Here is a 16,647-nt window from a genome sequence, read left to right on the forward strand (position 1 = left end):
TCAGCCCATCCGTTGATCTCGACACGGTAACGGGGCACTTGGGAGCGCTGACACGATCTTCCTAAAATTTTCATAAGCACTGTCAGCGTTATAGGTTCCGGGTCGTCCGTTTGCTGAGTTATGGGGTGCAAGAGGCGCCTCCTGTCAGCGCAACCTGGAGATACCTTGAAGCGAATCCTCCTCCCCGTCGGCGGCGCGGTCCTGGCGACCGGTCTCCTCGCCGCCGGGCTCTCCGCCACCGCCCAGGCCGACGGCGACGTCTCCAACGACCCGATGGCCGGCAGCAACTCGCAGGCCGCCTCGATCGCCTCCTTCTGGATCGCCTCGAACGGCGCCGCGCTCCGCCAGGCCACCCAGTACACCTGGGACTCCAAGGAAGTGCGGAAGGTCGTCTCCAAGGGCGGCTACGACCCCGACGGCCGTCCCGGCATGACCGCGCCCACCGGCGCCCAGAAGGCCGGCGCCTCCCAGAACGTGAACCTCCCCAAGAGCATCGGCAAGGTCTTCTTCGTCGACGGCTCCGGCAAGTTCCGCTGGTGCTCGGCCACGTCCATCCAGTCGGGCAACCGCAACCTGGTGGCGACCGCCGGCCACTGCGTGTACGACACGGACAGCAACAGCGACACGCTGTCCAACTGGGTCTTCGTCCCCGGCTACTACCAGGGCAAGGCTCCGTGGGGCATCTACGTGGGCAAGCAGGCCTTCACCCACTACGACTTCGACAACTACGAGGACTACGACCGCGACTACGCGTTCGTGACCGTCTACAACGGCATCCAGTTCGACGGCGTGAAGCAGGTGGACCGCAAGGACTACGACAGCTTCAGCGGCCCGAAGCGCTCCTGGGGCGGCCACTACTACATCCTGCTGTCCAAGGACGCCGGCCGGCTCGGCGACGCCGTGGGCGGCCAGGGCTTCGCCTGGAACCAGCCGACGGGCAAGTTCGTCCGCACCTTCGGCTACCCGGCGGCCCCGCACCCCGACGGCAACAAGCCGTACAGCGGTGTGACGCCGAAGAACTGCTACGGCAAGACCACGGCCAAGACCGTGGGCGCGTCCTGGCTCAAGATCGAGGAGCACGTCGGCCTGAAGTGCGCCGTCACCCCCGGGTACGACGGCGGGCCGTGGCTGCTCAACTACAACAACGCCAAGCGCCTCGGCTACGTGAACGGTGTCACCAGCACCTTCGCGGACCAGGACGGCAACGACCGCATCGACTACATCACGTCGCCTTACTTCGACGGTGAGACGGCGGCCGTTTACAAGGCAGCCACCAACTTCCCGTCGGGGAAGATCGTGGGCCCGAACGGCGAGCTGTACAAGTAAGCCCTCACCAGGGGAAAGAGGGTCCCGGCGTTGCTCCTTGCCGCCGGGGCCCTCACTTGTGTCCAGACCAATCGTCGGACGCTCCACGCCCACAGAGGCCATCGAGCGCCCTCGGCGCCATGGCCCCCGATGGGCCTGCCACCACCCGCCCCCTGATCGCCTTCGCCGAAGAAGGCGTTTCGCGCCTACAGCGGCGCAGGGCCTTGATCCGGCGCCTGGCGGCGTGACCCACGCGCGTGCGGCCCACTCCCTGGAATGAGTCACCGGCGGGGATTGCCGTCTTCCCGGCACGGCTCCCGCTCACCACGCGGCTCGGCGTCTCCGCGGGGAAGCTGGGGCCATACCCTGCGCCCACCCGTCTCCCTGTTGTCGACCGGCTCCGCGGAAATCCGGCCCCTTGCACTGCCTCGCGAATCCGAAGCGTTTCGGGACGTGATTCGCCAGCGCTTGTGGCGCAAGATGTCGGTATGACCGAGGATCACCGCGAGACCACCACCGCCCCCGCCTTGCCGGGCCCAGAGGTCACGATCACCCTCGACCCTCACGTCAAGGCGTACGTCGACCGGGCGGTCGAGAACGGTGAGTTCGAATCCGTGTCCGCCGCCTTCAACGAAGCGATGCTGGAACGTATGCGCCGCCGCCCCCGCGTCCGCAGCTGGTGACCACGACGGCCGTACGAAAGCCACAGGGCCCTCCCGGACTCCGCCGGACAGAACGACCCGGCCGTCCGCCCAGGACGCACGGCCGGGCCCATGACTGGCGGACGGTGACGCGGTCGCCCGCCGGCGCCGACACCGGCGCATGGGCGACCAGGTAGCCCGCGAGCGCCCCGGTGTCGTCCGGCCCGCTCGTGTACGTGGTCGTCCCCTCCCAACGCGGCCACCCGTCGAAGCCGGCGATGAGACTCCAGGCGCCCGCGACCTTGATCTCTTGTGTGGCGCTCACCGGCACCCCGTCGAGCGTCATCGACAGGACCTTCCCGCCGCCGAGGGTGTAGCGCAGCCCGGCCGACGGGGTCAGCACCCAGCCCGCCGGATTGGGTGTGGCCAGCAGGGCCATGAGCTGCCCGCCGCTCATGGTCTGCACATTGACGGCGAGCCCGCCGGGATGCACGTTCCACAGGTGCTCGAACCCGATCGGGCCGGCAGGCAGGTCCGCCTTGACGTCGTACCTGTTGACGAGCGCGACCTGCGCGCCGGAGCGCCTGCACCGACGCGAGCTGCGCGTCGGCCGCCAGTTCGGCCAGCGGCCCGCCGCTCGCCGTACGCGTGATGTTCTCGGCGGCCTCGCCGAACGTCTCTCCGGAGGGCGGGGTGTTGCACTTGAAGTAGTAGAGGACGTTGGACCGCAGGCCGTCGGGCTGATTGATCTCGATCTGGACCGAGTAGTCACGCGAGTCCGGCGCCGATTCCCACGTGACGGTCTCCAGCAGAGCCCGATGGACGATCAGCCGCTTCGCGGGCACGACGAGCGTCGTCCACTCCTGGGCGCCGACGAGCCGGTACTGGACGGTCTGCTCGCCGGGAGGCAGCCCCCGGAAGTAGCCGTGGACGTCGAAGCTGACCGGGCACTTCGACGCGGTGGTGCGCTCGAAGGCGATGGGGCTCGGCCTCGACACTCCCCCGATGCGTACGGGCGTCCCCCATCCACGGACAAACCCTCTTCAGTGACGCAAGGGCCCGATGTCTAACATGACCCCCATGCTGATCGACGCGGTGACCGAGATCCTTCGCGAGACCGCCGAGATCGCGATCCTCCCCCGGTTCCGCGCCCTCGCCGCCGGTGACGTCTCCGAGAAGACGCCGGGCGAAGTGGTCACCGTGGCCGACCGCGAGGCCGAAGACCTGATCAGCCGCCGCCTCCGCGACCTCCTGGACGCCCCCGTCGTCGGCGAGGAGGCGACCGCCGCCGACCCCGCGCTCCTCTCCGCCCTCCAGGACGCCCCGACGGCCTGGCTCGTCGACCCCCTGGACGGCACGGCCAACTTCGTCGCCGGCCGCCCCGAGTATGCGGTGATGGCGGCCCTGGTCCGGTCCGGCGAGACGGTCGCGTCCTGGGTCGTGCGCCCGGCCGAGGACGACGTCTACGTCGCCGAGCTCGGCTCCGGAACCTGGCGCAACGGCATCCCCGTCCACCGCGCCCCCGCTCCCGCCGACCCCGCCCACCTCCGCGGCGCCGCCCTCACCCGCTTCCTGGACGACGCCACCAAGGCCCACGTCAGCTCAGCCGCCCACCGCTTCGCCGCCCTCACGCCAGGCACGAAGTGCGCCGGCGTGGACTACCCCCGACTCCTGAACGGCGACCAGGACTTCCTCCTCTTCCACCGCACGCTGCCCTGGGACCACGCGCCGGGCGTCCTGCTGCTGACGGAAGCCGGCGGAACCGCCCGCCACCTCGACGGCACCCCGTACAGCCCGTCGATCCCCAAGGCCGGCCTGCTCGCCGCCGCCGACGAAGCCTCCTGGCAGACGGTTCGCACCCTCCTTCTCCCCTGACACCCCGCAAACGCGGGGCCGCCTAGGGACGAGCTCCCCCTTGAAGACGCACCGCCGGAGATCCCGGCGGCGCTTCGCCATGCCCAATACCGACAAAAGGCACAAAAGGCACACGGACCGAGCGGTCAGGTTGCCCCCACACCCCCTGCAAAATCGGCCAGATTGTCGAATCCTGAGGGCTCCCGACGCGAACCTGAAGATCACCTGTGAACGATGGACCGATTTAGACGGATGAGCCCTAAATCTGGTTCCTGTGATCTGAGTCACATTCAACCGGTCACAGAGAGCGACAGGCCACTAACGGAACTTTCGTTCCAATGGTCAAATTCCCTACAGGGCCAGCGAAAACATCACCTTCCGGTAACATCACGCTAAAGCCTCTGACAGATAACAGCACGGTCACGGGGGAAACGGCGCTTACCGATCGCGTCAGAACGGCTTTCACCTGCGGAGATCACTGGCTATGTTCCTTGCTATCCCTTTACTGACGCATGGGACGCATGTTGCGACCCACGACAGAGCAAGGAGCAGTTCCCTTGAAGCGCATCCTCATCCCCGCCGGTGGCGCCATCCTGGCTACCGGCCTCCTGGCCGCCGGCCTCGCCGGCACGGCCTCGGCCGACAGCGACGTCTCCACCGACGCGATGGCGGCGAGCGCGGCCAACGCGAAGGCCATCGCCCAGTTCTGGGCCGAGAACAACGGTGCCGCCCTCAAGGCCGCCACCGAGTCCAACGTCTGGGACAAGGCGGACGTCGCCAAGCTGCAGAGCAAGGGCGGCTACAGCGCCGACACCAAGCCGGGGTCCACCGCCCCGATTGGTGAGGAGAAGAAGACCACCGCCAAGACGCAGAACGTCAACATGCCGCGGACCATCGGCAAGGTGTTCTTCGTCAACGGCAAGGGCGAGAAGAAGTGGTGCTCCGCCACTTCGATCCAGTCGAAGTACCGCAACCTGGTCGCCACGGCCGGTCACTGCGTCTACGACACCGGCGCCAACGCCGACGTCCTGTCCAAGTGGGTCTTCGTCCCCGGTTACTACCAGGGCAAGGCTCCGTGGGGCATCTACGTGGGCAAGCAGGCCTTCACCCACTACGACTTCGACGTGTACGAGGACTACGACCGCGACTACGCGTTCGTGACCGTGTACAACGGTGTCTCCCTCAGCGGCAAGACCACCAAGGTCACGCCGAGCGAGTACAAGTCGCACGTCGCCAAGGGCGGCATCGGCTACGTCGAAGAGAAGACGATCACCAAGGAAGAGTTCGACGCCGGCTTCGAGAAGTACGGCCAGGACGGCCCCTTCAAGTCGAAGGCTGTCGACCCCAAGGTCGAGACCGTCGCCAAGCCGGGTGACGTGACCGACAAGAACATCGACGCCTACATCAAGGGCGAGGGCCCCACCAAGGGTGTCCAGCTCACCGGCGCCGAGGTTTACAAGTCGCAGTACACCGCGGCCGGCACCGGCTGGGACAACGGCGACAAGTTCGAGCGTCTGAGCAACGAGGTCCCCGTCAGCAAGGAGGACTACGAGTCGCTCAAGTCCGCCAAGGCTGACGGCAAGTTCCTCGGTGAGGTCCGTGCCGAGCTCGGCAAGGACGGCAAGACCGAGATCGCTTGGTACAAGCAGCAGTTCTTCATCAAGAAGTGGATCAAGACCACCGCTCAGATCAAGTACTGGGTCGAGGACTACTACGTCGTCGACATCTCGGGCAAGGACTACGGTCGCCTCGGCGACAACGTCGGCGGCCAGGGCTTCGCGTGGAACCAGCCCACCGGCAAGGACGTCCGCGTGTTCGGCTACCCGGCCGCGCCGCACCCCGACGGCCACAAGAACTACACCGGCGTCACGCCGAAGTGGTGCTACGGCAAGACCACCAAGAAGCTGGTCGGTTCGGCCGCCAAGAAGATCGAGGAGCACGTGGCGCTCAAGTGCGCCATGACCGAGGGCGCCGACGGTGGTCCTTGGCTCCTCAAGTACAGCAACTCCAAGCGCCTCGGTTACGTGAACGGTGTCACCAGCACCTTCAACGACCAGGACGGCAACAACCGCGTGGACTACATCTCCTCGCCGTACTTCGACGGTGAGACGAACGTCGTCTACAAGGCCGCTGCCAACGTTTGGTCCGGCAAGATCGTCTAAGGACGGCTCCCGACGAATGGCTCTGACCGTTCGTGAGAACCGTTAGCAGCTGAAGGGCCTGGCATCCGCCGGGCCCTTCAGCCTTTCCGGCCCGGAAAGTGAAGGCGGTTGGACGCACGCGACGCCGAATCGGTGCCATCAACCTAATGTGATCTGCGTCACATCGCCCGAGCGAACCGGATCGCCGGCGACCGGAGAGCCCGCCGGTCCGGCTCACGCCTTCTTTATGTTGATCAGGGCAAACGGTCTCAAGCCCGACTTCATTCAACTCCTGCGCAACATCAGCCTAAACATCACAGAACGATAACGCCCGGCTTGTCGCATCTTTTCCTCTCAAAGCGGCTACCGGATCTCAAGATCGACACTGTATGTTCCTGGCTATCCCTTTACTGACGCATGGGACGCAAGAAGCGTTCCACGACAGCGCAAGGAGTTACCTTGAAGCGCATCCTCCTCCCCGCCGGTGGCGCCATTCTGGCCACCGGTCTGCTGGCCGCCGGTCTCGCCGGTGCCGCCCAGGCCGACCCGGACGTCGACGCTGCCGCTCTGGCTGCCAGCCAGCAGAAGGCCGCCGAGGTCCTGAACTTCTGGACCAAGTCCGACAACGCTGCCCTGAAGCAGGCCACGGCCTACTACTGGGACAACAAGGACGTCAAGAAGATCGTGCAGAAGGGCGGGTACGTCGCTGACGGCAAGCCCGGCTCCACCCCGCCGATCGGCGCCGAGAAGACCACCACGGTCAAGTCGCAGAACGTGAACCTGCCGAAGTCCATCGGCAAGGTGTTCTTCGAGGGCCGCGACGGCAAGCTGTACTGGTGCTCCGGCACCTCGATCCAGTCGAACTACCGCAACCTGGTTGCGACGGCTGGTCACTGCGTGTACGACATCGCCGCCAACGACGAGGTCGTGTCCCGCTGGGTGTTCGTCCCGGGTTACTACCAGGGCAAGGCTCCCTGGGGCATCTACGTGGGCAAGCAGGCCTTCACCCACTACGACTTCTCGAACTACGAGGACTTCGACCGCGACTACGCGTTCGTCACCGTCTACAACGGTGTTGGCGGCACGCTGGGCGCCAAGAAGTCCGAGGTCACCCGTAGCGAGTTCGACGGCTACAAGGGTGTCGGCGACAAGTACTTCGAGGACGAGGAAGTCACGAAGGCCAAGTGGGACGAGCTTGCGGCCAAGTACGGCCCCAAGGCTGTCGACCCCACCAACGGCCCGCTGATCAAGGTCGAAGAGGGCGAGACCACCGACAAGGTCGGCCACGACTTCGCTGGCGCGAAGAAGCTGGTGGACCTCGAGGTCGACGTCAAGACCTGGCAGGCCGCTCCGGACTCCACCCGTGAGAACAAGAACGGCGAGCAGTCCAACACCGGCCGTGACGGCATGGTCGTGACCCCGGTCTCGGAGTCGCAGTACAACGAGTTCCTGAAGAACAAGGCTGACGGCAAGGAGCTGGGCTTCGCCATCAAGCAGGGCGACCAGATCAAGCACCGTCGCTGGACCTGGACCTCTGACGGCTGGTACATCGTTCGTACCTACGTCAAGCAGTGGTACAAGAAGACCGACGTCAAGTACATCGTGCGCCACTACTTCATCGTGGAGCACGACCTCAAGGACGCCGGCCGTCTCGGCGACAACGTCGGTGGCCAGGGCTTCGCGTGGAACCAGCCCACCGGTAAGTACGTCCGTACCTTCGGCTACCCCTACGCCAAGCACCCCGACGGCTCGAAGCCCTACTCCGGCGTTACGCCGAAGTGGTGCTACGGCAAGACCGGTGCGAAGGCCACCAAGGTCCCGAGCCTGAAGATCGAAGAGCACATCTCGCTGAAGTGCGCCGTCACTGGCGGCTACAACGGCGCCCCGTGGCTCCTCAAGTACAGCAACGCCAAGCGCATGGGCTACGTCAACGGCGTGACCAGCGTTCTGTACGACACGGACAACAACGACCGCTGGGACTACATGTCCTCCCCGTACTTCGACGGTGAGACCAACTCGGTCTACGCCGCCGCGGCGAACGTGTGGTCGGGCAGCATCCTTCCGAAGGCCGACAGCTGATCTTCGGACGGATCCCGGGCTGAGGGTCCAAACCTCCGCTCAACCTAGCTTCACCCGAAGGGCTCGGCATCTGCCGGGCCCTTCGGCCTTTTCTGGCGAAAGAGACAGTAACCCTTACCAGAGTGACTAAAGGGTCGATAGTGTCTTTACGCCATTCTTGACAACTTCGTGGAGCCTCCCTTGAAGCGCCTGCTCATCCCCCTCGCCGCCGCCGGCTTGAGCGCCGCCCTGCTTGCCCACCCCTCCAGCGCCGTCCCCAGCTGGGTCAGCGACAACCTCATGCCGAAGCCCGCCGACGCGTACAGCACCGCCAAGTTCTGGCTGGGCGCGAACGGCGCGGCCCTGCGCAAGGCGACGCAGTACCACTGGGACGCCAAGAACGTCTCCAAGCTGGTCGCCACGCAGAGCAAGGACGGCGCCCCCGACGGCAAGCCCGGCCTGACCGCTGCCACGAGCGCGCCGAAGCCCAGCGCGAGCAAGAACGTCAACCTGCCCAAGACCATCGGCAAGGTGTTCTTCGTCGACAGCGCCGGCCGCCACCGCTGGTGCTCGGCCACCTCCATCCAGGCCCGCTACCGCAACCTCGTGGCGACCGCCGGCCACTGCGTGTACGAGACGGGCAAGGACGTCTACTCCAAGTGGATCTTCGTCCCCGGTTACTACCAGGGCAAGGCTCCCTGGGGCGTCTACGTCGGCGCCTACGCCTTCACGGCCTACGACCTCGACACCTACGACGACTACGACGGCGACTTCGCCTTCGTCGCGGTGCACAACGGCTTCTCTTTGACCGGCAGCAAAGAGGTCACCAAGAGCGAGTTCACCGCCTGGGGCGGGGACAAGTGGATCGACCAGGAAGAGGTCAAGAAGGACGAGTACGACACCGGCCGGGAGAAGTACGGCTCGGCGGGACCGTACTGGTCGAAGGACTTCGACGTCACCCCGGACAAGGTGGGCCACGACTACAAGGGCGAGAAGGCCCTGACCAGGGTCGAGGTCACCGACGCCGACTACGCGAAGGCTCCGGCGGGCACCCGGGACGACAAGAACGGCGAGCAGTACGAGAAGGTCGGCCCCACGCCCATCAGCCAGGAGACCTACAAGAAGCTCGTGGCCGACAAGGCCGACGGCAAGGTCCTCGGCAAGCTCGACGTCACCAAGGACGCCAACGGCACCGAGACCGGCTGGTTCGAGACGCACTACTACCTCAAGCAGTGGGTCAAGGCGGGCAAGACGGTCCGCTACTTCCGCGACCACTACTTCATGGGCATGGCCAAGGACATGGGCCGGCTCGGTGACGTGGTCGGCGGTCAGGGCTTCGCGTGGAACCAGCCGCGCGGTCAGAAGGTCACCGTCTTCGGCTACCCCGGCGACCCGCACCCCGACGGCGACAAGCCCTACACCGGCGTGACCCCCAAGTGGTGCTCCGGCAAGACCGGCACGAAGACGTACCAGGTCAACACCTTCCGGGTGGAGGAGCACCAGGTGCTCAAGTGCTCCATGACCGGCGGCGCCGACGGCGGCCCCTGGCTCATGAAGTACGACAACGGCAAGCGCACCGGCTACGTCAACGGCGTGACGAGCATGTTCCACGACCAGGACGGCAACGACCGGATCGACTACATCAGCTCCGCCTACTTCGACGGTGAGGTGGCCGATGTCTACAACAAGGCCAACTACGCCGAGACCAAGAGCATCGTCGGCCCGAACGGCGAACTCCTCAAGTAGCGCAGCGAAGCCCCGGACCGCCAGGAAAGGCGGCCCGGGGCATCACACGGACGTCAGCTCGCGCGTACGCTCCCGCAACGCCATCACGGCCCGCTCGTTCTTGAACGGCTCCAGCCGCCGCCGCAGATCCGCCGCGTACGACCGCGACCGCGCCGACTGCAGCTCCCCCGCCAGCGAGAGCGCGCTCCCCGCCGCCTGGCACGCCTCGTCGAGCTCGCCGCACTCCAGCAGCCCCGCCGCCAGCAGCGACAGGTTGAACATGCGCCCCCGGACGTACCGGGTGTCCATGTCGAGGGAGCGCCGCGCCAGCCGCACGGTGCGCTCCCCCTCCCCCAGGTCGCGGAAGCAGTGGGCGAACTTGGCCGACAGGTAGGCCTCGTCGAAGTAGCTGAGCCAGCGCGGCTCCTCGGTGGGCCTGCGGGCGTCGAAGGCCAGCTCGGCCTGGTGCAGGGAGGCGCCGCAGGACCTGGGGTCGCCGAGACCCGCGTGCGCGTGGGCCTCCAGGACCTGGGCGGAGGCCAGCAGGGTCTGGACGCCGGCCCGCCGGGCCGCGAGCTGGGCGGCCCTGGCGAGGTCGAGCGCGTGGGCGGGCTGGCCCATGTAGATGGCCTGGTGGGCCATGCCGGCCAGGATCTCGCCGCCCAGGGTGTGGTCGTCGGCGCCCCTGGCCAGGCGGAGGGCCTGGATGAGATAGCGCTGGGCCAGGCCGTGCTGCTCCATGTCGTAGGCCATCCAGCCGGCCAGGCGGGTCAGCTCGGCGGCCGCGGCGGCGAGCTGCTTGCCGGTGGACTCGCCGTAGCTGCCGTCCTTGAGCAGGGGGGAGACGGCGGTGTCGAGGTACTTCACGACGGACGAGCGCACCCGGCCACTGCCGAAGCGGTTGTCGAGCTCGCCGAAGGACCGGGTCACCTCGTGGATCGCGGCGACGTCCGCCCGGCCCACCCGGCGTGCCCCGGTGCCGCTGGGACGCCCGTCGGCGGGCGCCGTCAGCCACCGTATGGCTCCGACGGAGCCTGCTCCGATCGCGAAGGTGGAGTCGATCAGAAACCTCCGTCTCTCTACGTCGGCCCGCCACAACGCCGTCACGGTCGCGACCCCCTCCTGCCACGTGTGGGTGAACTCCTGACCGAGGTCGAGGGGCGTGATGTTGGTCGGCATGCCCAGATCCTCCGAGCTCACCGGGCGACCGAGCCGCAACGCGAAGATCTCCGTGAGCAGGCACGGGACGGGATCCCGTGGTTTCTGGCCGCCGATCCACCGCAGCACCGAACTGTGGTCGTACTTGAGGCCCGGCGTGCCGCGCGCGGCTCCGAGATCGTTGAGGCGCCGGGCCAATCCCTTGTGGGAGAAACCCGCCTCCGCGATGAGCTGCTGCAGCAATCGATTAGGCTCGCGTTCCATCGCTCTCCTCGTCACAGGAGTCGGCGCCCACAACCTTACAGAGAGCTATTGTTATAGCACGTTGTGTAAAGGCTTTCCGGCAGTTCCCCAAGGTCACGCGAACTCCATCGCAATCCCTCCGCCAGCCCTGCTCGGGACCCGGATCCGCATCCGTTTCCCCTGGACGGGGAACTCACCTACCCACGCCGCGGCCGGGAAACAGCAATGCCCTCCGACCTGCGGGGAAGCGCGAAAAAGCGGCGAACGGGGGCCGATCGGCCCCCGTTCGCAACAGTGTGGATCAGGCGCGGGCGACGCCGTCGGCGCGGGCCTGGGCGGCCACGGCTGCGGTCACGGCCGGGGCCACGCGCTGGTCGAACGGGCTCGGGATGACGTACGTCGCCGAGAGGTCGTCGCCGACGACGGCGGCCAGCGCCTCGGCGGCGGCCACCTTCATGTTCTCGGTGATGGTCGTGGCCCGCACGTCGAGCGCGCCCCGGAAGACCCCGGGGAAGGCCAGGACGTTGTTGATCTGGTTGGGAAAGTCGGAGCGCCCGGTGGCGACCACCCTGGCGTGCCTGGCGGCCACCTCCGGGTGGACCTCCGGGGTGGGGTTGGACAGGGCGAAGACGATGGCGTCGGGGGCCATCGACGCGATGGCCGCCTCGGAGACGGTCGAGCCGGACAGGCCGAGGAAGACGTCGGCGCCGGCCAGGGCCTCCTCGGTGGAGCCGGTGTGGCCGGCCCGGTTGGTGTCGCGGGCCAGGGCCTCCTTGACCGGGTTGAGCCCTTCGCGGCCCTCGTAGATCATGCCCTTGGAGTCGGCGACCGCGATGTCGCCGATGCCGGCGCCCAGCAGGATGCGGGTGACGGCGACGCCGGAGGCGCCCGCGCCGGCCACGACGGCGCGCAGGTCGCCGAGCGTGCGGCCGGTCAGGCGGGCCGCGTTCTGCAGGGCGGCCAGCGCGACGATGGCGGTGCCGTGCTGGTCGTCGTGGAAGACCGGGATGTCGAGCAGGTCGCGCAGGCGGTCTTCGACCTCGAAACAGCGCGGGGCGCTGATGTCCTCCAGGTTGACGCCGCCGAACGACGGCGCGAGACGCACCACGGTCTCGACGAGCGCGTCGACGTCGGTGCAGTCGAGGCAGATCGGGACGGCGTCGACGTTGCCGAACTCCTTGAACAGCAGCGCCTTGCCCTCCATGACCGGCATGGCGGCCGACGGCCCGATGTCGCCCAGGCCGAGCACGGCGGTGCCGTCGGTGACGACGGCGACCACGTTGGAGACCCAGGTGTAGTCGTTGACCAGCGAAGGCGTCTCGGCGATGGCGGTGCAGACCCGGGCGACCCCGGGCGTGTAGGCGAGCGACAGGTCGTCGGCGTCGCGGACGGGAATGGTCGAGCGGACCTCCAGCTTGCCCCCGCGGTGGAGCGCGAAGGCCGGATCGAGGTCGAGCGATTCGACGGAAGCAGAAGCGGGCGTGGCAGACACAGCGACCCCAGTATTCATCGGAACGGACGAAACCATCGGCGTACGAGCGCGAGTGGGCCGGCTTCGGTAGCTGCCGGGCTCCCCTCGTCGGTCGTCTCTGAGGGGTTACGGGGGTCACCCGTCTCCCCATAGTGCCACATGGTGAGATGGTCGATGGTGTCGGAGCCGACGCCGTTCCGTTGACGCATCGTTAAACGCAGGATGACGGACCGCTGCTAAACCCCATTTAAACTGCACAAAACGCAAGTTACGTGGCATAACTCTTTCGAGGAGGCCGTACATGGCCCTCAGCCCCCAGGGCCGCCGTGGCTACGCTGTCGGCGCGCTCGCCCTGACCGCCGCTCTCGCCCTCAGCGCGTGTGGCAGCGACACCGGAGGCTCCTCCGGCAGCACGACCGGTGCGAGCTCCTCCGCGGCCGGCGGCGTGAAGCTCGTCCAGCCCGGCAAGCTCACGGTCTGCACGAACATCCCGTACGAGCCGTTCCAGTTCAAGGACGACAGCGGCAAGATCGTCGGGTTCGACGTGGACATCGTCGACCTCGCCGCGAAGAAGCTGGGCGTGACCCAGAACATCGTGGACATCGACTTCGCGGTGATCAAGAGCGGCGCCGCCATGGCCGCGGGCAAGTGCGACGTGGCCGCCGCCGGCATGACGATCACCGACGAGCGCAAGCAGAACATCGACTTCTCCGAGCCCTACTTCGACGCCACCCAGGCCCTGCTGGCCAAGAAGGGCTCGGGCGCGAAGTCGCTGGAGGACGTCAAGGCCAAGAACCTCAAGCTGGGCGCGCAGGCCAGCACGACCGGCCTCGACTACGTCAAGAAGCAGGGCTTCAACCCCACCGAGTACGCCGACTCGGCCAAGGAGCTGCTGGCCCTCCAGGCAGGGCAGGCCGACGTGATCGTCCAGGACCTTCCCGTGGTGCTGACCTGGCTGAAGAAGCCCGAGATCGCCGAGAAGTTCGAGCTGGTCGCCAGCCTGGACACCGGCGAGCAGTACGGCATCGGCCTCAAGAAGGGCGCCGACCCGACCCTGCTCAAGACGATCAACGAAGAGATCACCAAGGCCAAGCAGGACGGCTCCTACGAGAAGATCTACGTGAAGTGGTTCGGCAAGAAGCCCGGCGAGCTGGGCTGATCCATGGCCGACCAGCCGAAGACCGCTGAGCCCGGCCGTGCCGGGCTCAGCCCTCGGAAGAAACAGCAGATCACGCGTACGGTCCAGTACGTCGTGCTGGCCGCCGCGCTCGTCGCCGTGGTCCTGTACGCGGACTGGGCCAGCCTCGCGCAGAACTTCACCAAGGCCGACGTCGCCAAGCAGGCGCTGCCCGACCTGTTCACGGTCGCGCTGCGCAACACGATCATCTACACGGTGGGCGGGTTCGTCGTCTCGTTCGTGGCCGGGCTGCTGCTGGCGCTCATGCGGTTGTCGCAGGTGCGGCCGTACCGGTGGATCGCAGTCGTCTACATCGAGATCTTCCGCGGCCTGCCGGCGCTGCTGATCTTCCTGATGATCACCTTCCTGCCGCTGGCGCTGCCCGGGTTCGAGGTGCCGTTCGGCACGTACGGACAGGGCATCCTGGGCCTCGGCCTGGTCGGCGCCGCCTACCAGGCGGAGGTCTTCCGCGCGGGCCTTCAGGCGGTCCCCAAGGGCCAGACGGAGGCCGCCAGGTCGCTGGGCATGTCCGCGACCCGGGCACAGGTGACGGTGGTCATCCCGCAGGCCATCCGCATGGTGATCCCGCCGACCACCAACCAGTTCGTGTCCCTGCTCAAGGACTCCTCGCTGGTGCTGTTCCTGGGCGTCTCCGGCGAGTACGTCGAGCTGGCCAAGTTCGGCAACGACCTGGCCTCCCAGTACGCCAACGCCACGCCCATCATGGTCGCCGGCGTGACGTACCTGATCGTCACGATCCCGCTGGGCTACCTCGCGTCCCGGCTTGAGGGGCGTAAGCGGAGGAGCCAATGACGCACGCCATCGAGCTACGAGACCTGCACAAGTACTTCGGCAAGAACCAGGTGCTCAAGGGCATCGACATGACGGTCGAGCCGGGTCAGGTGGTGTGCGTCATCGGGCCGTCCGGCTCGGGCAAGTCCACGCTGCTGCGCTGCGTGAACCTGCTGGAGGAGCCCACCAAGGGCAAGGTGTTCGTGCAGGGCGTGGAGGTCACCGACCCCGACGTGGACATCGACGACGTACGACGCCGCATCGGGATGGTCTTCCAGCAGTTCAACCTGTTCCCGCACATGACGGCGCTGGAGAACGTCATGATCGCGCAGCAGCGGGTGCTGAAGCGCGGCAAGCGGGAGGCCGAGGTCGTGGCCCGGGAGAACCTGGAGAAGGTGGGCGTCGGCGCCAAGTGCGACTCCTACCCCACCCAGCTCTCCGGCGGGCAGCAGCAGCGGGTGGCCATCGCCAGGGCGCTGGCCATGAACCCCGACCTGATGCTGTTCGACGAGCCGACCTCGGCGCTCGACCCCGAGCTGGTCGGCGACGTGCTCACGGTCATGCGCAAGCTGGCCGAGGAGGGCATGACCATGCTCGTGGTCACCCACGAGATGGGCTTCGCCCGCCAGGTGGCCGACCGGGTGGTCTTCATGGACGGCGGCGTCGTCGTCGAGGACGGCGACCCCGCCCAGGTGATCGGCGACCCGCAGCACGAGCGCACCCGCACGTTCCTGCACCGGGTGCTGCACCCGGAGGAGTGACCCTTCCGGGCCCCCGGAGGTGCCGGGGGCCCGGCAACTCGTGTAATACTCCCGCATGGACCTGACCTCTTACGCGGAGTGGGCGGTCCGCCTGATCAACGATCCCGCCCCGCCCCCGGAGCTGACCGGCCTGCGCGCCGAGCTGGCCGCCGTGTTCGACGCCGCGGGCGACGCGCACGCGGTGGCCGACCGCCTCAACGCTCTGCTGGTGCGCTACCCGGTGCACCCGCGGCTGTCGGACCACGACGGCCAGGGCTGGCACCTCCATCTGGCCGAGGACTCCGCCGCCAGCGCGGTGATGGGCCTGGCCGCCGTCGTCGCCGAGCTGGGCGCCGACCGGCTGGGCCGCTGCCACGAGCCGCGCTGCGCCCGCGCCTTCCTCGACACCTCCTCCAACCGCTCCCGCCGCTACTGCTCCTCCCGCTGCGCCACGCGCGCGAACGTGGCGGCCTACCGGCGCCGCAGGAGCGCCCAAGAAGGCTGAGGGGCCGCCCACGGGGTCGCAGCGGTCGCCTGAGAGGTCAGCTGCGGCGCACCAGCGGCCAGTAGCGCAGCACGACGCGCCCGACGATCTCCTCGACCGGCCCGAAGTCCCAGCTGTCCCGGCGCCCGCCGGCGCGCTGGTTGTCGCTCTCCAGCCACCAGCCGCCCTCGCCGTGCCATTGGGCGCGTTTCACGATGAGCTGCTCGGGATCGCCGGGCAGCCTGGCCACGACGAGGTCGCCGGGATGGACGACGGCTCCCCGGCGGACCAGGAGCCAGTCGCCGGGAACCAGCGCGGGACGCATCGAATCGCCCTCGACACGCACTCTCATGGGCAGAGACCCCCTACTCCACAGGCGTTGGGACCCGAGTAAGGTCGGTTGTGGACCAAGCTGATTCAGCATCAAGGAAGGACTTTCTGATGCTCGCACGACTGCTACGACCCAAGCATGTCGCTTCCGCCCACTGCGACCTGCCCTGTGGTGTCTACGACCCCGCCCAGGCCCGGATCGAGGCCGAGTCGGTCAAGGCGATCATGGAGAAGTACGAGGCCAGCGACGACCCGGTCTTCCGTACCCGCGCGCTCATCATCAAGGAGCAGCGCGCCGAGCTGGTCAAGCACCACCTGTGGGTGCTCTGGACCGACTACTTCAAGCCGCCGCACCTGGAGCAGTACCCCCAGCTGCACCAGCTCTTCTGGGAGGCCACCAAGCTGGCGGGCGCCGCGGCCGCCAAGGGCACCGTCGACGGCGGCAAGGCCGACGAGCTCCTGGCCAAGATCGACGAGATCTCCAAGATCTTCTGGGAGACCAAGGCCGCCTAAATCGGCACAAAAGGC

Annotated in this window: 15 protein-coding genes; 11 read left to right on the forward strand and 4 right to left on the reverse strand. The window is 67.4% G+C overall.

Features of this window, described 5'->3' with window-relative positions:
* The first annotated feature begins 165 nt into the window (after nucleotides 1-165).
* Together ACIA8R_RS11395 and ACIA8R_RS11400 are read left to right on the forward strand one after the other, a co-directional pair.
* Nucleotides 166-1,326, forward strand: a complete 1,161-nt coding sequence (locus ACIA8R_RS11395; protein WP_357697338.1) for a hypothetical protein — start codon at nucleotides 166-168, stop codon at nucleotides 1,324-1,326.
* A gap of 467 nt (nucleotides 1,327-1,793) precedes the next feature.
* Nucleotides 1,794-1,988, forward strand: coding sequence for a hypothetical protein (locus ACIA8R_RS11400; RefSeq protein WP_364085482.1), 195 nt, complete (start codon nucleotides 1,794-1,796; stop codon nucleotides 1,986-1,988).
* On the opposite strand, the gene ACIA8R_RS11405 is transcribed toward ACIA8R_RS11400, so the two are convergent.
* Nucleotides 1,933-2,718, reverse strand: a complete 786-nt coding sequence (locus ACIA8R_RS11405) for a 5'-nucleotidase C-terminal domain-containing protein (RefSeq protein WP_397037974.1) — start codon at nucleotides 2,716-2,718, stop codon at nucleotides 1,933-1,935. The two genes, ACIA8R_RS11400 and ACIA8R_RS11405, sit on opposite strands and share 56 nt — an antisense overlap.
* Nucleotides 2,719-3,026: 308 nt before the next feature.
* Between ACIA8R_RS11405 and ACIA8R_RS11410 the strand changes: the two genes are divergently transcribed.
* From ACIA8R_RS11410 to ACIA8R_RS11425, 4 genes are all read left to right on the forward strand, one after another.
* Nucleotides 3,027-3,821 carry an inositol monophosphatase family protein gene (locus tag ACIA8R_RS11410; protein WP_397037976.1) on the forward strand — a complete coding sequence of 265 codons (795 nt, stop codon included), beginning with the start codon at nucleotides 3,027-3,029 and terminating at the stop codon, nucleotides 3,819-3,821.
* A 536-nt stretch (nucleotides 3,822-4,357) separates the two neighbouring features.
* Entirely contained in the window at nucleotides 4,358-5,962 is a 1,605-nt protein-coding gene (locus ACIA8R_RS11415; protein ID WP_357697326.1) for a hypothetical protein, read from the forward strand.
* Between the two features lie 438 nt (nucleotides 5,963-6,400).
* The gene (locus ACIA8R_RS11420; protein ID WP_364085493.1) at nucleotides 6,401-8,020 is read left to right on the forward strand and encodes a hypothetical protein; all 1,620 of its coding nucleotides are present in this window, start codon (nucleotides 6,401-6,403) and stop codon (nucleotides 8,018-8,020) included.
* A 180-nt stretch (nucleotides 8,021-8,200) separates the two neighbouring features.
* Nucleotides 8,201-9,745 carry a hypothetical protein gene (locus ACIA8R_RS11425; RefSeq protein ID WP_364085499.1) on the forward strand — a complete coding sequence of 515 codons (1,545 nt, stop codon included), beginning with the start codon at nucleotides 8,201-8,203 and terminating at the stop codon, nucleotides 9,743-9,745.
* A gap of 42 nt (nucleotides 9,746-9,787) precedes the next feature.
* Here ACIA8R_RS11425 and ACIA8R_RS11430 read toward each other — a convergent pair whose 3' ends face one another.
* Both ACIA8R_RS11430 and ACIA8R_RS11435 read right to left on the reverse strand, forming a co-directional pair.
* Nucleotides 9,788-11,146, reverse strand: a complete 1,359-nt coding sequence (locus ACIA8R_RS11430; protein ID WP_364085502.1) for a hypothetical protein — start codon at nucleotides 11,144-11,146, stop codon at nucleotides 9,788-9,790.
* Between the two features lie 280 nt (nucleotides 11,147-11,426).
* Nucleotides 11,427-12,635 carry an NADP-dependent malic enzyme gene (locus tag ACIA8R_RS11435; RefSeq protein ID WP_364085505.1) on the reverse strand — a complete coding sequence of 403 codons (1,209 nt, stop codon included), beginning with the start codon at nucleotides 12,633-12,635 and terminating at the stop codon, nucleotides 11,427-11,429.
* 262 nt (nucleotides 12,636-12,897) lie between these two features.
* Between ACIA8R_RS11435 and ACIA8R_RS11440 the strand changes: the two genes are divergently transcribed.
* From ACIA8R_RS11440 to ACIA8R_RS11455, 4 genes are read left to right on the forward strand one after another with little or no spacing between them, the layout of a single operon-like run.
* A complete protein-coding gene (locus tag ACIA8R_RS11440; RefSeq protein WP_357697317.1) occupies nucleotides 12,898-13,755 on the forward strand; it encodes an ABC transporter substrate-binding protein in 858 nt (285 codons plus the stop codon).
* A 3-nt stretch (nucleotides 13,756-13,758) separates the two neighbouring features.
* On the forward strand, nucleotides 13,759-14,586 hold the full coding sequence (locus ACIA8R_RS11445; RefSeq protein ID WP_397037980.1) for an amino acid ABC transporter permease: 828 nt from the start codon (nucleotides 13,759-13,761) through the stop codon (nucleotides 14,584-14,586).
* On the forward strand, nucleotides 14,583-15,326 hold the full coding sequence (locus ACIA8R_RS11450) for an amino acid ABC transporter ATP-binding protein (RefSeq protein ID WP_357697313.1): 744 nt from the start codon (nucleotides 14,583-14,585) through the stop codon (nucleotides 15,324-15,326). The genes ACIA8R_RS11445 and ACIA8R_RS11450 overlap by 4 nt, the downstream gene beginning before the upstream one ends.
* A 55-nt stretch (nucleotides 15,327-15,381) precedes the next feature.
* Nucleotides 15,382-15,810, forward strand: coding sequence for a CGNR zinc finger domain-containing protein (locus ACIA8R_RS11455; RefSeq protein WP_364085510.1), 429 nt, complete (start codon nucleotides 15,382-15,384; stop codon nucleotides 15,808-15,810).
* 37 nt (nucleotides 15,811-15,847) lie between these two features.
* Here the strand turns inward: ACIA8R_RS11455 and ACIA8R_RS11460 are convergent, their stop codons facing one another.
* A complete protein-coding gene (locus tag ACIA8R_RS11460; protein WP_364085514.1) occupies nucleotides 15,848-16,141 on the reverse strand; it encodes a S24 family peptidase in 294 nt (97 codons plus the stop codon).
* Between the two features lie 89 nt (nucleotides 16,142-16,230).
* On the opposite strand from ACIA8R_RS11460, the gene sodN reads away from it, so the two are divergent.
* Nucleotides 16,231-16,632: a superoxide dismutase, Ni gene (sodN, locus tag ACIA8R_RS11465; protein WP_352331376.1), complete on the forward strand. Its 402-nt coding sequence runs from the start codon at nucleotides 16,231-16,233 to the stop codon at nucleotides 16,630-16,632.
* Nucleotides 16,633-16,647 lie beyond the last annotated feature (15 nt).

This window comes from Nonomuraea sp. NPDC051191 (genome assembly GCF_044455665.1).
Lineage (GTDB): Bacteria > Actinomycetota > Actinomycetes > Streptosporangiales > Streptosporangiaceae > Nonomuraea.

Coding starts and splice junctions, on each gene's coding strand:
- ACIA8R_RS11400 (WP_364085482.1), top strand. CDS start 1,794: ATGACCGAGGATCACCGCGAGACCACCACCGCCCCCGCCTTGCCGGGC.
- ACIA8R_RS11410 (WP_397037976.1), top strand. CDS start 3,027: ATGCTGATCGACGCGGTGACCGAGATCCTTCGCGAGACCGCCGAGATC.
- ACIA8R_RS11430 (WP_364085502.1), bottom strand. CDS start 11,146: ATGGAACGCGAGCCTAATCGATTGCTGCAGCAGCTCATCGCGGAGGCG.
- ACIA8R_RS11435 (WP_364085505.1), bottom strand. CDS start 12,635: ATGAATACTGGGGTCGCTGTGTCTGCCACGCCCGCTTCTGCTTCCGTC.
- ACIA8R_RS11440 (WP_357697317.1), top strand. CDS start 12,898: ATGGCCCTCAGCCCCCAGGGCCGCCGTGGCTACGCTGTCGGCGCGCTC.
- ACIA8R_RS11445 (WP_397037980.1), top strand. CDS start 13,759: ATGGCCGACCAGCCGAAGACCGCTGAGCCCGGCCGTGCCGGGCTCAGC.
- ACIA8R_RS11450 (WP_357697313.1), top strand. CDS start 14,583: ATGACGCACGCCATCGAGCTACGAGACCTGCACAAGTACTTCGGCAAG.
- ACIA8R_RS11455 (WP_364085510.1), top strand. CDS start 15,382: ATGGACCTGACCTCTTACGCGGAGTGGGCGGTCCGCCTGATCAACGAT.
- ACIA8R_RS11460 (WP_364085514.1), bottom strand. CDS start 16,141: ATGAGAGTGCGTGTCGAGGGCGATTCGATGCGTCCCGCGCTGGTTCCC.
- sodN (WP_352331376.1), top strand. CDS start 16,231: ATGCTCGCACGACTGCTACGACCCAAGCATGTCGCTTCCGCCCACTGC.